The organism is Microbulbifer sp. CNSA002 (assembly GCF_047324085.1).
GTDB lineage: Bacteria > Pseudomonadota > Gammaproteobacteria > Pseudomonadales > Cellvibrionaceae > Microbulbifer.
In genome coordinates this window covers 2,263,270-2,279,141 of the sequence record NZ_CP172449.1, presented here as the reverse complement: position 1 = coordinate 2,279,141, position 15,872 = coordinate 2,263,270, and the positions used below count along the sequence as shown (strand labels likewise).

The window sequence follows — 15,872 nt, the reverse complement described above, 5'->3', positions numbered from 1 at the left end:
CCACATTGAAGAGTTACTTTGGAAATCAAACTTTAAAATATAAAACTGTAAAGAAACATATACTCGCCACCAAGCAACATCAATGAAGGTCATGCTTCACCAATATAGATAATAACTGACTTTATTACTAAGATTTAGCTTCCCTAAGCTGAATGTGATTCCCCTCAGGGTCAGCTACGTTACAAACCTTGAAAATTGGATTTGACCACTCACCTTCCATAGCCCTGCCCCCAAGTGCCTCAGCCTTATTCTTTGCATCTTCAAGACATTCCACCATGACAAATAGTTTAATTGTGTTGAAATTTCGCTCAGGGAGCTCTATGGGCGGGACGTGTACAACAATATTAAATCCATCTTTACCTATACTAATTAACTTATCTGATTTATGTAGTACGTGAAAATCAAACATTTTTAGATAGAACTCGGAGAGACCCTGTATATCTCTTGCATATATTACGACTCCAAACTTTGATGTTTCACTCATATCTTACCACCCCTTACTTTACAAGACTTCTAAATATCTCGACTTATATTGCATAAGAAACAGCCTCCAAATACAATAAGTTATTGGCAAACTAAAAAATATTAAACCTTAAATCTCAGTCACAAGCCTCAAACTATAGAGCATTTTCCATCTATATTGAGATAGATCTATAACAACAAGAGACAGTTAAAGAATAGATGCCATCCGCATCCACCCTTGCCCTAACTGTTAAAGCCCTAATTTAGATAACTCTAACTCCCTCGTATTTGGCTTTTCGTCTAAAATATGATCGATATATCCTTTAATTGAATCTGAGTAGCTTGGATCTATTTTTGCTGAATGAATCAACAAAGTGTAAGCAGCTGGATAATTATCGAGGTAACCATATGCTTTACCCAGATTAAAGAACGACCAAGCATTTCCTCCTGTCATTTGAATATATCTAGTGAAAGCATGCTTAGCTTCATCCCATTTTTCTAACCGAAGCGAGCACCACCCCATCCTCTTTTGATAATCGTAATAATATTGATAATTATCAGAAAATTGCTTGACGACATCATAGCACTCTTGATATTTCTTCTGGTAGGAGTATGCGTTTGCAAGTTCCATATATAAGCCATAATACCCAGAATCAATGTGCTCCCTGGCTAAGCTTTCAGCCAACTCATATTTTTTCTTAGCGTTTGCTCTGTTTACTTTATCGGCAATAATATACCCCTTCATCTGCCGATGAGTGCTTTCAGTTATTAAATTTTCTCTCTGTGCCAACTTCAACATTTCTTCCATAGAGAAATAACTACCCCCCCATCGGGGCTTTAATCCATGCATATACGTATGCCAAAGAGGGAAATCATTTTGAGTATGTTTTACACCTTTGAGCAACAATTCAAAAGCCTCTTCTGCATTATTCCCTTTACTATATATTGATATTCCGATTGAAGTGTCATAAGCCCTAATTAAATCAGGGTCTATTTCCAGAGCTTTTACTACCAATGTATTTGCCAGCTCCAAATCAGCGTAAAGTTTTTTAAAGCTTGACTCTGACGTTTGAGAAGCCCATTTGTTACCCCGATGATATTGGCCTCTCCTATAGTAATATCTGCCCAAGGCTGAATAGGCAAAAGCGGACTCCGGAAATTCCTCGAGCCACATCTTGAGTTTGCTCTCGATCAAATCTGACTTGTGATCACTGGTAAACCAGAGCGTCCCAAACACATCTATATAAATCGCATCACTGACTTTACCAGATATATATGCCTTGTTTGCCGTTGCTTGGATATTTTCAAGTTCTTGAAATCTTTCTTCTAAAAGCAATTGCCTGTAATATCCATGCGGCATTACTTTAAATGAATCTGCTTTGGGCGCCTTTGCACATGACAATATCAATGGCAACATAATTAACAAACAAAAATTAAGCTTCACTATATTTATCCTTACTACTTTTAAAGCGCATAATTATTATAACATCTTACCGTGTGGCAACTTCCATTTATGGCTCTTAAGCAATCTACCCTGGCCTACAAACAATTAGAGCGCAAATGGTCAGAAAAACCTAGGTATAGGTACAATAACCCAAGATAACACCCTGACTGACCGCTCCAGTTACAGATTTTATCTTTCAAAGCTACATTTCAAACTGGCTCTAACTATCATCGATGTGACGTAAATCATGAAGGGACAATCGACAGTTACATATGGAACTTATGTTACAATCAAGGGACGTTTCTGTCGATTATAATCTAATTCACTGATAATTAGTATTACAAGAGCACCAACCCATAGACACTAGCTTTAAAAATACTCTTCAAGCACTACACAAAGTCATCCCTGTAGAATTTCTAAAATAAACACTTTTGTACAAGCTTCCTTTGTGTTAGCTACTAACATCTACAACTATAACTGCCTTAACAACAAAGCCTGAGATCATCATCTCATTCTCGCACGGGGAGCTTATCGAGCACTTAAAAGTACTTGAATATAATCCTCCCCAATAGATTTTTCTCACGGTGATAAGGATATCGGATAGCAGAAGATGGCATTACCGTGGATTTAAGCGTCTATTTGTTTAACCCAAAGATTACAATGTCTTGCAAGTTGTGCTCTACCCTGTAATATCACTTAGAACAAATACCAGGATTATTGTCAGTAAAATCATTATGTATCAGTTTACGTATGAGCCTACCCCTAAAAATGTCCTACTGGACCTGATGGGCGTTAACAAGCGACACGAGCTTGGAACCAGTCAGCTCAGCTTTATATCTGATGCATTTGACATTTCTATCAATAGTCTACGAGTAACATTAAATAGATTGGTGAGTACCGAATTGGTCAGCCATGATGGGCGGGGGGTGTACCGTTTAACAGAAAAAGCGATCGCCAAACGCGCTTTTATCAACCGCTGGCAACATGATACTTTTCATTATGAAACTTGGGACGGTAGTTGGCTTACTTGTCACTTACCTAAAGGAATATCACGTACGGTTCGTAGAAAGTCATTATCTGTTCTCCAATGGTATGGTTTTTCCGTAGGCCTCGATCACCTGTGGGTACGACCCAACAATCTAAAACTCGCCCATACTGAAATAATCGCTTCATTAGATACTCTTGGACTTGAGGTAGGGGCTAACTGTTTTGTATTACATGAGGTTCCCGATTCATTAGTCTCTCAATGGGGTCACCAGCTATGGGATATCGAAAGGCTTGATAGCGAATATGACGATCTCGTGCGGTCCCTAGAGAACAGCCTTAAGACTCTGTCAAATAAACCTATTTATACAACATTATCAGAAACATGCCGGTTGGGTGGTGAGGCCATTCATCGCCTAGCGATTGATCCTCTACTCCCAAAGATAATAAGACCGCAAGAGAAGTACCAAGAATTGAAGAATATCGTGCGTAAGTACGATCGTGTTGGCCGTAACATTTGGCTGGAACAGTTGAAGAAGTTAGGTGTTGACTAATAATCACAACAAGGTACTCCTCAATGAATATCCCAATTAGCAAAGAAGAACTCAAGCCTTTTCTGCAGCGTAGTGATGCCAGAGCTTGGTGGATAGTAGCAAGCGCTTGGATTAGCATCGTTAGTATTTTTGTTATTGCAGCACTATTACCGTATTGGTACGTATATATTGCAGCAGTATTCTTGCTTGCTGGGCGTCAACAGGCCTTAGCCGCAATCATGCATGAAGCCAGTCATAAAACGCTTTTCGCAACCCGGGCCTATAATAAATTCGTTGCCAAGTGGTTATCTTCACCATTTTTATTGATGGATGGTGATACCTATATTAAGAGCCATCTAAAACATCATCGAAATGCTGGCACAGATAAAGATCCGGATCTGAAGAACTACAAAGATTATCCTGTAAGTAAAAGGAGTCTAGCGAGAAAATTCATTAGGGATTTTTTGGGAATCACTGGTTTAAAGGCAAATCTATATCTTTTTTTAAGCGGTCGAGATTTGTTGAGCAGGAATAAGAGAGTTAATTATCAGCTGACACGGGGCCTGTTTGTTAACGGTATCATGTTTGCGACGTTGTGGGCCTCTGGCTTTCCGCAGTTGTATATCCTATGGGTGATAGCCTACTTTACAGTCTATATGGCCATTATTCGAATGCGTCAAATCGCTGAGCATGCCGGCGTTAAAGATCTCTATCATCTGGAACCAAAATATAATACACGATCGGTTCCAAGGGGAATTTTAGGATTACTCTTTGTCAGCCCCACCGATGGATTAAGCTACCATTGTGAGCATCACGCTTTTATGGGTGTGCCCACCTATAACTTAAGGGCACTCCATAAGTTTCTTAAGGCCCGCGGGTACTATGATGATGTAGAGCTGGCTGATAACTACCTTGGCGTGTTAAGGCAGGTGTTAAGATAGCAACTGAAACTGAATACTTCGCGGCAAAACAGCTTAAGATAAGTATGATACTTCCGCCGTATTTTCCATACAGGCAGCAGCAAAAGCCATACTAACCTATCCGTGAAATGGTTTTTTGCTTTGCTGCCATCTAAATCCATACATTAGAGCTTCGCTTTATATATGATAAATGCCGATCGAGCACCCACTATTGCGCTTACTAGGAATATTCTGCACATCCAACAGCCAACCTAATTGCTGCCTCCGCCAATAAATGATTGGAGTTCAAGGTAGGCAGAGGGGAGTTGGAGTCACAAATTATTAGTGGTATTTCTGTACACCCAAGTATAACGGCATCACAACCATTAGCCTTCAAACTTTGAATTACCTCTTGAAAGTAAGTTACTGAATCAGGCGTCGAGACACCACAGACCAATTCTTCCATAATTAAGCTGTCTATATTGTGTACCTGCTCATTTGTAGGTCGCAGCCAACCAAGGTTCTGCCCTTCAATTTTCTTTGGGTAAACATCACTTTCCACCAGCCATTTGGTGCCTAAAATACCAAGCTTTTGATAACCGCGAGATTTCGCACTCTCTGCTACAACTTCAGCAATATGGAGCCAAGGTAGCGGTGATGATTCTTTTACATACACAAACGCCTGATGAATGGTATTATCTGGACAAATTAAGAAATCAGCACCCTGCGCTTTGAGCTTTTTAGCTGAAGAAAGCATTAGGTCACCAACACCCAACAAATCGCTATTATTCAATCGATCCACATAGTCTGCCAAAGAGTGAGTATGCATGGAGATTTCCGGGTGCGCATACTCCCCCAAAATTTTGGGGCTTTCAGTACATATTGTTCTGTAGCAAAGGGCGGCCCCTTCTGCGGAGCATCCAACTATACCTATATGTTTAGGCAAGGTTTTCATATTACTAAACTTCTATCTATTAGAATTAATCCGCCACTTAGAATTGTGGCGGTCCCTTATGATACGCACTACTATCGATACTCACTTTAGAGTAACTAAACTTAAAACCCAAAGGCTACATCTCTACCGATATCAATATTCCCTTCACATATTTTTTTCAGCAAAAGTAATTTTGAAGACACAGCTAATCAATGTAACGCCTATCTCAAACGCTAAAGTACGCACCTTTTGATGGGGCAAATTAACTACTTGAGTATAGCGCTATTGATATCACGCTATTAGAGCGAGATACAGTATGGTTTGAAAAATCTGACAAGATAAACGGAAGGGATAATACTTGTTTTTTGGCTTTGTGGGCTAGGTGAGCGTAGATAAGACTTTCAGCAGGGAGGCCTTATCTACGCACTTGCTATCGAGTATGATTTTTAATCAGCGCAAGTTGTCTCTCTCTTCCTTCATGCGTTTACCTATCGCTAAATGCGCCGCTGGATCAAAATGGTAATAACCTGAGAGATCATCTGTTTCATGAGCCTCAACATTGTAGATGTTGTCTGCAACAGACTGTTGGGCAGACTGGATAGCTCCACTGGCATCACCATAGTGGCTTTTAGCAATAACAATGGGCAAGTCATAATCATTTAGCGCTTCCCGTAGGCCATTCACCAGACAGGTCAAATTCGCCTCATAGTTGTTTTCATTTACAGTTTGCCCTCCATCATTCCAACCCTGGAACCAGATAAAACTATCGATTTCAATCGATTTATTTTCATACTGCGGAAAGTAACCAGCCAAGACTTCAGGGTCGCGCAAGGCCTCAATCTTCTCCAACATCGCAGTGTAAAGAGACTCCTGATTTTCCTCATCTTGGGTCCACTCATTAGCGGCGGAGTCATGGCAGCCAGGGACCTTCCAGTCAACTCTCAGGTCAGTACCACCCTGAACCACTTTTAAAAGCAACAGATCGTTCTCAGTCTCGTCACCGAGGTAGTGCCCTAAAGTGAGCTCTGGTCCATAGCGGTTAGTAGACACGCCGTAATTGGGGAACAATTCACCATGGCGCTCAGAGAAGGAGAGAGAACCGGTATCATTCAATGAACCCTGATACTGCAGTACAGTAATATCGTCTCGTGTACCTTCAAGAGCTGCGTCCAGGTGACCATCAGTATAAATTTCAGCTACCTCCATAGCAGTACTCATTTGCATCCAGGCATCGTAGTTGTACCCATAGGAGCCATCGCTAGAGGAGAAGTAATATCTACTGATGGTGGCAAAGAGTCGGTCAGTCAGATCAAAGTTACGGCTATCACAGGTTTCACCTGTATGAGAGTCGAGACTGCCTGCACGGCAGAGGAATTGCCCGAGCTTCTGCACCACAGGATCTTCGTTATCATCGCTAAGTCTCTGGTTATAATCGGCTAGCGAATCACTATTATTGATAAACTGCTCTGTTATCTGGTCATCACTAATCGCCGTAGAACCACAGTCGACATCGCCGTAGGTGTAATCTGCATTGGCATGACAAATCAGCTCTTGCAAGCGATCTAACCGGGTGTTGTTGCCTTCCATATTGGACTGGCCTGCCATAACCACAACTTTTACAACATCCTCATATGAAGTATCACCCACTGGATCGGTATTTACGTCACCACCAGATGGATAGATAGCAAAATCATAATCATAAAACTCAAAATCCCTGAAGGTGTCAGGAGTTGTGACTACGAGAGCATAGAGTTCATGATTGGCAGGTACCGGTACTACGGTACTTGAATCTTCCCCGGAGCTATCAATATCAAATGGATAATAGCTACGAGAGCCAGTAGATGGGTTGTAAACCACTGCACGACCACGGAAGTCCGCATGAGCTGGGTTATTTTCAGCATCAACCCTAACCGCAATGGTGTAGTTACTGTCTTCAGTAATACCTTCTACCTTAAAGGCATTAAAAGCCCAAGAGCCTGGTACAAAACCGGTATCCATATCAGTCCAGCTGTTACCCGTCCCCTCCTGATCAAATGTTTGAGTGTACTTATTATCGTGGGTGCTGGCATCAGGGTGCTCACTCAACATCCGACTCAAAGAGGCTGCCTCCGATACCTGGTAGGCCTCACTCTCAACCATATCCCAGGTCGTGATTTGTGCGGCAAAATCTGCAAATAGGGCCTTCATATCGTGCCCTTGTGCTGTTAGATAGGCATCCGCTGCTTCCAGGTCGTTGAGCCCATCCCTGGAGTCACGGAATACACCTCCCATCAGATCCTTACTCACAGCATAATTAGTCAGCCAAGACCAGAAAATATATGCACCGTACTGATGCCCGCCTTTAAAGTCATAACCATATTGGTGATCGACGGGAGAGTCTTGAATGGCCCAAAGGGTAATATGTGGGTGGAGGGTGTAGTAACCCAGCAAGCTATCTTTAACGCCCGGGATATTGTGATCCGCGCCCCAGCTTGCGGAGGATTCCAGGGTGTACTTACCACTGGACTCACCTGTAACCCTGTTTAGCTTACCCTGATAGGAGTGGAAGTTCTCATGCATCCAGTGCTGGGCGTTAGACTGGGTAAGCGGGTTATCCTCCAGGGTGTAATTCTTAACGAACGTATTACTAATTGAGTCATTGAGTTCTAAATCACGGGTGGAACCTTCATCACTGAAGTAAGTGCAAAGCTCGCCTTTTCCATACATGCCGGCTTCAAAGATATTCCTCTCCCATACCCGCTCTTGAGCCACAATATAATGCTCAAAATTAGCCATGGTTTTGTCGGTATCATCCGACCACCATTGGCACTGGTACGTTGAACAAAGATAGTTGTTGTAACCATCATAGGGGCTGGTAGCAATCATGGATTCATTGCACTTACTGCCACCCAGGTCCATGACTTCATCGTATGTCAGCACACGCTCATAGAGTCGCGCATCCCAGATTTTTCCCGCAAAGGGCCCAAATTGCAGCATGTCGCCCAAGTAAGGATAGCTATCACCATCAACAGATATCGAAGTAGAAGCCTCACCGTTTACGTACACGGTTAGCGTGCCATTGTCGACCGTAACTGCGACATGATTACAGCTACGGGTTTTTAAAGTACTTTCTGCGTTAGAAAACTGCTGGCTGTCTTGGCCGCCCAATTGCCCTACAACAACCTCATCACTGATGCCTATATAAAAGCTGCCGGAGTTATTATCACCATTAGTATCGGCAATTGATCTCACCATCACTTCATCGTCTTCAGTACTATCCGGGATGAACTTAAAAGACAAGCTAAAATGCGCGAGGCCATCTTTCTCAGGAAGAGCCACCGTCATGTCTGCATTATTAAAGTCGTTGCGACTGACAAACATTGTGCGCCCTTCTACATCTGGATCCGAAGATGCACTTTCTGTTAGCGCAGTACCCTCAACAATCACAGAATTTCCACCCGCTACATCACGGAATTCCAAGTGAGACGGGACATGCACCAGAAGGCTGTCAGCTGGTCCATCCAGGAAATCGCTGGCACAATCATTTGCCGCAACTTCAATAGTAACTGTCGCAATATTACTAGCACCACTACTATCTGACGCTAGATATGAGAAGCTATCAGTACCCGTAAAGTCTGTTGCAGGGAGGTACTCCCAGCGACGCCCACTTCCTGTTAAAGTGCCATGCGCCGGCTCCGACTGAATAGAATATTCTAGAGAATCCAGATCTTCATCATACGCAGCAAGAAATATAGATTTTGCAAGTCGGCCGTGTGCGGCCATCTGTACCAACTGATCATTGGCAATGGGCAGCGTGTTAGAATCATCACCTTCATCCGGGGTATCTACCACTCCCCCACCCGAATTTCCACCGCCTGAATTTCCACCACCCGAGTTATCACCGCCAGTGTTCTCTTGCGGTGTCGTCTCATCGTTACTACTACCTCCGCCACCACAGCCAAAAAGTAGTGCGCTTAATAATAATACGAGGGGGGCCTTAAATGCCTTTTCGGAGCGATTTGTTTTGCTGATACGTATAAACATTACTTGTCATTTAGAAATACTGAAATTAACAAACGAAGCTTATCCGTATCTCCTCGCGGGTACCGTGAACCAGTTCTTTGATTGAGTCACCCTGACTTAAAATTAAAGCCACCACTAAAATTTATTGACTTACTTAACTTTTCCACGACGGCTCTTTTTGACTACTAAGGCTTACAAATCTATTGGCTATTTATAGAACATAGAAAATTATCAGTCTTCTCTTGAGGCTTGATAACTAGCTATGTAACGAAAGCAAGGCGTTATAAGTGCACTTAACTTAGCCTTCCCTTGAGTTAGCTTCCCATGCTCATTCATCAGGCAATTAAGGCATACCTTGAGTATTTCAACATCTACCAAGACACTGGACCCTAAGCTTGCTGCCAATGTTGGAAATATATTTGATATCAGAAAGAGTACGACAAGACAGGTTAGACGGTTAACCAAGTCGCACTTAAAAAAACGCTTCTTTATCTCTCAGGTTTTGCAGACCATATCACAGCATTATAAACAAGGCTCTTGCAGTAAATCTTTTGCAAAGCGTTGGGCATAACTTCTCTAGTTATTCACAACACAGCCTAGTCAATTAAAAGTAAGAAGGTATAAATTTTGCTTACCCAATACAGGAAAAAGACACAACCCCAGCTTCATAAGATTGAAAATATAATTATGCTCTTTTCACCCGCAATCAAAAAGTAATTATTGATCACATGGATAGAGGTGAGTGTCCACAAAAATTAATACTCCTATTTTTGCACGATACGAAACCCTAACCCCTTACAAAGAAAAGGAAAGCCAATTTTCTACATTTTGTAGAAATCGATCCGCACCGAAAAAAGAAAATTTATTCGCAACAATCATCAACTTGACTACACTGTAGCTCCTACAAAAAGCCCAATTTGATATAAGAACACCTTTATGTCTAGCAGAGAAGATTCTCATCAAATTAGAATCTGTAATGCTCAGAAATGACAATTGCTGTTCACATGGATGTTTGCGATAACTACAAAATTAGTTGAAAAGACTTACGAGCCCTTTTTGAAATGCAAGATATAGACGATCAGTTTATTATTTCATTTTATGGTGAAGCTTTGAGACTCATATAGGAGGCAATAGCCAGCTCTGTTCTCGAGCACTAGCATCGCAAACTACATAGATATAATCCAGGGATTCACAGACCGCTTGCCCGCCAATTTCAGCGCCCTTGTAGCTTACTTAATGATTTAAATCGCTAATTTAGCTAGTACAAATACCGCCCAGTGACGTTAACTATCGAGCATCCATAATCAAAATTATCCGCGGCTTGTCTTGAATGCCACCCACTCCTGGCACTCGCGAATTGTTTTCAGCTATTACTCTGTAAGGAGCCCTCTGAATACTGCGCTTCTGGCTGCATACTCCATAGAAGCGCTAATGCCATCTGTCACCATTTGGCTGCTAAAGATGGCGGCAATGGGCACTCTCTACTAACGCATTGCACCAACCAGTCTAAGGGTCGCTAGTAAATGGCCATCCCAAAAGAAGGCCAATTATTTGGTTGCAAATGAAACCCTCGCCCTATTCTTGATGGCAAAGTAGGATAGGTACTCCGCCTGCAGGTGCAGCGCGGCACTAAGGAATAGAGAAACCAGAAGACGCCATGACCACACAGCAGTTCGACGACTTAAATGTTGTCTCCCAGGAAGTACTGATCAGCCCGGAGACGCTGAAAGCAGAACTCCCCATTAGCGATGCCGCCGAGGCGACTGTCGCTGGAGGACGCGCCGCCGTGCGCGACATCCTAGATCGCAAAGACCACCGCCTGATGGTGGTAATCGGGCCATGCTCCGTTCACGATGTGAACGCCGCAATGGATTATGCCAAGCGCTTGAAGGCGATTGCGGACAAGGTTTCCGATACCCTGCTAATTGTAATGCGCGTCTATTTTGAGAAGCCCCGCACCACTGTTGGCTGGAAGGGCTTGATCAACGACCCTCACTTGAACGACTCCTTCAAGATTGAGGAGGGGCTGCATATTGGCCGCAAGCTGCTATTAGATGTTGCCGAGCTAGGGCTGCCTACAGCAACAGAAGCACTAGACCCAATCTCCCCTCAGTACCTGCAGGACCTAATTTCATGGTCTGCCATTGGCGCGCGAACCACAGAGTCACAGACTCACCGGGAAATGGCAAGCGGCCTATCCTCTGCCGTGGGCTTCAAGAATGGTACCGATGGTGGCCTGGAGGTGGCTATCAATGCCCTTCAATCGGTCGCCAACCCCCATCGTTTCCTCGGCATCAATAAGCACGGTCAAGTTGCGATTATCCACACCGCAGGCAACCCATACGGTCACGTTGTACTTCGCGGGGGCAATGACAAGCCAAATTACGATTCAGTGAGTGTTGCAATGTGCGAGCAGGAGCTGCGTAAGTCCAATATCGTGCCAAACATTATGGTCGACTGCAGTCATGCCAACTCCAATAAAAACCACGAATTACAGCCCCTGGTGGTCGACAATGTGACTCACCAAATCCTCGATGGCAATCAGTCGATTATTGGCATTATGGTGGAAAGTAACCTGAAAGCCGGCAACCAGAAAATTCTGCCAAACCTGAGCGATATGGAGTATGGCGTTTCGGTAACCGATAAATGTATCGATTGGGAAACTACTGAGTCCCTGCTATTAGGCATGGCCGAACAGCTACGCGAACCCCTTAAAGCACGCTCCTCTTAGATCTCCCCCTGGAGAGGCCCATAGCGGGCCTCTTTCCTTCCGAAAAGATAACCGCCACAGCTTGATCTCCCTACAAATTACGCTATCCACTTGATAAAGACCCTACAAAAAGAGTACTTTTGCCCTGCCGTAACAGATAGCTGTCGTATGCTTCCTTCAATCAGCTAAATAAAAATAAGCGGCTTACTAACTGAGGTTGACATCTGGCACCTAATTTTACATTTATGGGAAATAGGAAAGCAGCACATATGGAACTGCAGTCCAACAAAGTACCAATCTATATCTTTGGTGGGTTTACTCTGACCTGGCTACTTGTCAGCCTAAGTTTTGCTCTCGATGGGGGCTCCACTATCTCCTGGCTGGCCACCGCTCTCTGCACTCTTCTCGCGGTAATCACATTCTCCTTTCGGGCAACACATTACATTGATGGAGAATCAAAAATCTATGTTTCCAAGAGACAAGCCCTCTGGCATAGCTGGACCGAAAGGCAATCGCTAGCGGCGTTCAAAGGGGTTAAGGTTGTCTCCTACTCATCCCATGCCACAGACCGTAAAAGTAGCCACTCCAGCTGGCAGGTAATATTGGTCCCCCGCCAAAGTAACGGTAGCAATAGTATCCAGGCGCAGGCCTTCCACTCCAAGAAAGATGCGGTGACCTACGCGCATGAACTCGCGCTCTTTACCGCGCTCCCCCTATTGGACTAAAGAGCCAGCACTCTATTAAGGCACAAGTGGGGATATAGCCCTTCTCACCCTAACCTCCTTTGTTAAAGCTGTTGCCACCCTAATCCGCAGGGGTGCACAAATCAACTCTACTCGACCCTCCAGTCGAGACACAAAAACAGAGGAGCCTCGAAATGGACCCAATTCAATGGGAAATGTCGAGTTCTACCATCGTTCGCAAGTTGGACGAGGATGCAAACCAAGTAACATTCCCTCCCCCTCACCTCGATAAGGTGAAACAAGGCGAGCTGCTGAAGTTTCACGCTCACATTAATGTCGAACAAATGCCTGAGGGGCATCATCTAAAAAAAGCCACCATATTTTCCAACGTTCCTAATGGTGGAACATGGGAGCTTATCTGTGATGAAGGCACAGCCGTCGGCGGTAGAGGCAGCGCCCCATCTCCAATTATGTACTTCTCTGCTGGGCTAGCCCTTTGCATGATGTCTCACATCGAAATGCTGGCTAAACTTGGCGGGATCAAATTAAAAAGTGTAAGGCTAGAGCAAAAAACTGAGTTCTCAACCACTTTGAATTTTGGGGGTATCAAACCAGAAGAAGTCTTTGGCAAGGGGGACAGAGTGGAAATACATTTGATTGTTGAAAGTGATGAGCCAGAAGAAAAACTTGTAAAATTTATGCATTGTTGCCGCCAGGCCTGTATGTCACTTCAAACCGTTTCCAGTGCTACACCCGTTGATACCCAGCTTTTCATCAATAGTAAAGCGATTGAGTTCAATTAAATATCCTGGTATGGCCTCACAGGCGAAGAGGCCATAGCCTATTAGTGCTTGTTACTAATTGTTTTCTACATCTTCAATCCGGGCTTTAGATAAGGCAGAAGCGACAAGACCTGTCGGAATTGCAACCACCCCCAAACCAATCAAAAGCACAAAGAAAGTAAATATTCTCCCACCGAGAGTAACTGGATACATGTCACCATAACCCACAGTGGTTAAGGTTGTAACTGCCCACCACAAACTGTGAAAGATAGATTTAAATTGTTCCGGCTGAGCAGCGCTCTCAAAATAATAGATACCTACAGATGACAAATAAAGCAAGATCAGAGCTGTCACTCCAAACAATACCAATTCCTCTTTAACCATACTAAATGCACGGCTAAATCGAGCAACTGCCTTACTGTAGCGCAACAGTTTTAAAACTCTAAACACTTGAAATAAGCGAACAATTCTAAGCGCCCTTAAATCCATTCCCGAAGCTATATAAAATGGTAAGAACGCCATAAGATCAATCAAACCATAAAAACTGAAGATAAAGCCCAATCTATTTTTCGCCGCGTACACACGACATATATATTCCAAAGTAAACACAATCACTGAGAACAACTCGAAGTGATCCAATACAGCTCTCTGTTCTGGTGTTAAATCAGGGATAGTACCCACAGAAAAAGAAATTAGCGATACAACTATCAGACACTGAATAAATATGGAAAAAAATCGCCCCTCTTTGCTCTCATAATTATCAACCAGCTTTCTAATTCCCTGCTCCACACAATCACCCAGCTCGTATCATATTGAATATATACCGTATTTTAACACTAACTACTAATGCACATGCATATTTGGCTTTATCATTTTGTAAGCCATAAGCGATACACCAAACAATAAAAATCATGTTTAGAGAGGTAATTTGAGTAATGGAGCTGAAACATGCCAATACCAATAAGTCGGCCTAAACACTCTATTTCAGCTCTCAATAACGATCACAAATGCTCGTTTTTTACACAGGCATACTTACAAAAATATCCCCAGAAAAGCCATCCAATGTACAGTATTTAGAACATCAAATGGCTCTTCCTTTATATTATTGTCAATAAAACCTTTACGCACTACGCCAGTATTACGAATTACTGGTTTGCCCGACTCAAAGACCAGTGCTTTTGGTACATACAAAGTGCTATCCACCAAGTAAACTTTACCCTGGAACTTGGAAGCCAATTCTTCCTGATGGCTATGACCTACCACAATATAGCTTACGTCAAAGTGCTCGATAGTAGCATTTACTAACTGTTGATCGGCCTCAGGATATTGATCCATCGCATAGGCATAGCCACGATATTGCGTTGGAGAGTGTGGCCCGACTAACAGGCTGTTATCTATCTTGGCCCCTGATAAATAGGCTCTATGGGTATCATTAAATTCGCTGGTGCTCAGCCCCTGCTTGAGCACCTGAGGGCTTATACCTCCATGGGTAAAAAGTACTGATCCAAGCTTCAGTATTACATCTTTATTCCTTAGCCAAGCCCCTAAAACTGTATCTTCTGCCAAAGCTTGATCATATGGCCTCAACTGCTCTATAGCCCATAAGTGTTCAGCCTCTACAGATTTAATTCTATAAGTAAATGCATACTGTTCATGATTTCCTAGTAGAAAATGTACAGCTCCACCACTATTGGCCGCTTGCTCCTCAAGATGATAGATAAACCAGAGCAAATCATAAACATATCGCCCCCGGTCAAAGACATCACCTACAATCACTAATTGGCCTGAGCCATAAGACCATTTTTCATCGACATCAATAATACCCAGGTTTCTCGCCCAATTTTTAAAGAAGTCTAGATCTCCTTCCAAGTCACTCACCACAGCAATAGGGCTTACCCCATCATAGGGGACAAACTCAACCTCACCACCCCTCAAAGAATAAGTTCTTTGATCGCCCCCACATTCCAATACAATTCCCTTAGAAAGGAACCTCTGCTCTTTAACTTTATCGTCACAGAACCACCGTGAAATATAACCATCTGTGCTTTGAATGATCACCGGCCCCTGCATCCTTTCTAGAAGCGGGTTTTCAGCAATTCTACTCAAGTCGGCATGCCATCTAATAGCCGAATCACCAATAGGAATCTTAATTCCTTGAAAGACTTGTCCTGTAGTTTTAATAACCTTACTACCACTTAGCAGGTAGGTTATACCTGCTGCCCCCAAAATAAATATGACGAAAAATAAGGTGATAGCTCGCTTAACAACCGTTCTGACCACAAAAAATCCCTTTAACATAACCTGAATCAATTCGAACATTATCAAGACAAAGATTTTCTGAGTCAAAATCATTCAACCCATGGCAAAATTTAACCTGCACCTCAGTACAAATTAATTCGATAGAAACTCTCTATCAGCCAAATACAAATCGAGTAAATT

General features: G+C 43.1%; 11 protein-coding genes. 5 read left to right on the top strand and 6 right to left on the bottom strand.

The window, feature by feature from the left end; genetic code table 11:
- Positions 1-127 precede the first annotated feature (127 nt).
- Both ACG1BZ_RS10255 and ACG1BZ_RS10250 read right to left on the bottom strand, forming a co-directional pair.
- Positions 128-484, bottom strand: coding sequence for a VOC family protein (locus ACG1BZ_RS10255; protein ID WP_413665542.1), 357 nt, complete (start codon positions 482-484; stop codon positions 128-130).
- A gap of 228 nt (positions 485-712) precedes the next feature.
- Positions 713-1,906 (bottom strand): tetratricopeptide repeat protein, encoded by a 1,194-nt coding sequence (locus ACG1BZ_RS10250; RefSeq protein WP_413665541.1) that lies wholly within the window; start codon positions 1,904-1,906, stop codon positions 713-715.
- 734 nt (positions 1,907-2,640) lie between these two features.
- On the opposite strand from ACG1BZ_RS10250, the gene ACG1BZ_RS10245 reads away from it, so the two are divergent.
- Both ACG1BZ_RS10245 and ACG1BZ_RS10240 read left to right on the top strand, forming a co-directional pair.
- Positions 2,641-3,444 carry a hypothetical protein gene (locus tag ACG1BZ_RS10245; RefSeq protein WP_413665540.1) on the top strand — a complete coding sequence of 268 codons (804 nt, stop codon included), beginning with the start codon at positions 2,641-2,643 and terminating at the stop codon, positions 3,442-3,444.
- 23 nt (positions 3,445-3,467) lie between these two features.
- Entirely contained in the window at positions 3,468-4,364 is an 897-nt protein-coding gene (locus ACG1BZ_RS10240) for a fatty acid desaturase family protein (protein ID WP_413665539.1), read from the top strand.
- Between the two features lie 199 nt (positions 4,365-4,563).
- On the opposite strand, the gene ACG1BZ_RS10235 is transcribed toward ACG1BZ_RS10240, so the two are convergent.
- Entirely contained in the window at positions 4,564-5,277 is a 714-nt protein-coding gene (locus ACG1BZ_RS10235; protein ID WP_413665538.1) for an aspartate/glutamate racemase family protein, read from the bottom strand.
- A gap of 429 nt (positions 5,278-5,706) precedes the next feature.
- Positions 5,707-9,279: a sialate O-acetylesterase gene (locus ACG1BZ_RS10230; RefSeq protein ID WP_413665537.1), complete on the bottom strand. Its 3,573-nt coding sequence runs from the start codon at positions 9,277-9,279 to the stop codon at positions 5,707-5,709.
- Between the two features lie 1,636 nt (positions 9,280-10,915).
- Here ACG1BZ_RS10230 and ACG1BZ_RS10225 point away from each other — a divergent pair.
- From ACG1BZ_RS10225 to ACG1BZ_RS10215, 3 genes are all read left to right on the top strand, one after another.
- Positions 10,916-11,989, top strand: coding sequence for a 3-deoxy-7-phosphoheptulonate synthase (locus tag ACG1BZ_RS10225; protein ID WP_413665536.1), 1,074 nt, complete (start codon positions 10,916-10,918; stop codon positions 11,987-11,989).
- A 248-nt stretch (positions 11,990-12,237) separates the two neighbouring features.
- On the top strand, positions 12,238-12,693 hold the full coding sequence (locus ACG1BZ_RS10220; protein WP_413665535.1) for a hypothetical protein: 456 nt from the start codon (positions 12,238-12,240) through the stop codon (positions 12,691-12,693).
- A 152-nt stretch (positions 12,694-12,845) separates the two neighbouring features.
- On the top strand, positions 12,846-13,454 hold the full coding sequence (locus tag ACG1BZ_RS10215; protein ID WP_413665534.1) for an OsmC-related (seleno)protein: 609 nt from the start codon (positions 12,846-12,848) through the stop codon (positions 13,452-13,454).
- A 54-nt stretch (positions 13,455-13,508) separates the two neighbouring features.
- On the opposite strand, the gene ACG1BZ_RS10210 is transcribed toward ACG1BZ_RS10215, so the two are convergent.
- Together ACG1BZ_RS10210 and ACG1BZ_RS10205 are read right to left on the bottom strand one after the other, a co-directional pair.
- On the bottom strand, positions 13,509-14,222 hold the full coding sequence (locus ACG1BZ_RS10210) for an ion transporter (RefSeq protein WP_413665533.1): 714 nt from the start codon (positions 14,220-14,222) through the stop codon (positions 13,509-13,511).
- A 243-nt stretch (positions 14,223-14,465) separates the two neighbouring features.
- Entirely contained in the window at positions 14,466-15,779 is a 1,314-nt protein-coding gene (locus ACG1BZ_RS10205) for a metallophosphoesterase (protein WP_413665532.1), read from the bottom strand.
- Between the last annotated feature and the right edge of the window lie 93 nt (positions 15,780-15,872).

What these genes read in the sequence shown, in the direction of transcription:
- ACG1BZ_RS10235 (WP_413665538.1), bottom strand. Translation starts at nt 5,277, where the DNA reads ATGAAAACCTTGCCTAAACATATAGGTATAGTTGGATGCTCCGCAGAA.
- ACG1BZ_RS10220 (WP_413665535.1), top strand. Translation starts at nt 12,238, where the DNA reads ATGGAACTGCAGTCCAACAAAGTACCAATCTATATCTTTGGTGGGTTT.
- ACG1BZ_RS10245 (WP_413665540.1), top strand. Translation starts at nt 2,641, where the DNA reads ATGTATCAGTTTACGTATGAGCCTACCCCTAAAAATGTCCTACTGGAC.
- ACG1BZ_RS10230 (WP_413665537.1), bottom strand. Translation starts at nt 9,279, where the DNA reads ATGTTTATACGTATCAGCAAAACAAATCGCTCCGAAAAGGCATTTAAG.
- ACG1BZ_RS10225 (WP_413665536.1), top strand. Translation starts at nt 10,916, where the DNA reads ATGACCACACAGCAGTTCGACGACTTAAATGTTGTCTCCCAGGAAGTA.
- ACG1BZ_RS10255 (WP_413665542.1), bottom strand. Translation starts at nt 484, where the DNA reads ATGAGTGAAACATCAAAGTTTGGAGTCGTAATATATGCAAGAGATATA.
- ACG1BZ_RS10240 (WP_413665539.1), top strand. Translation starts at nt 3,468, where the DNA reads ATGAATATCCCAATTAGCAAAGAAGAACTCAAGCCTTTTCTGCAGCGT.
- ACG1BZ_RS10215 (WP_413665534.1), top strand. Translation starts at nt 12,846, where the DNA reads ATGGACCCAATTCAATGGGAAATGTCGAGTTCTACCATCGTTCGCAAG.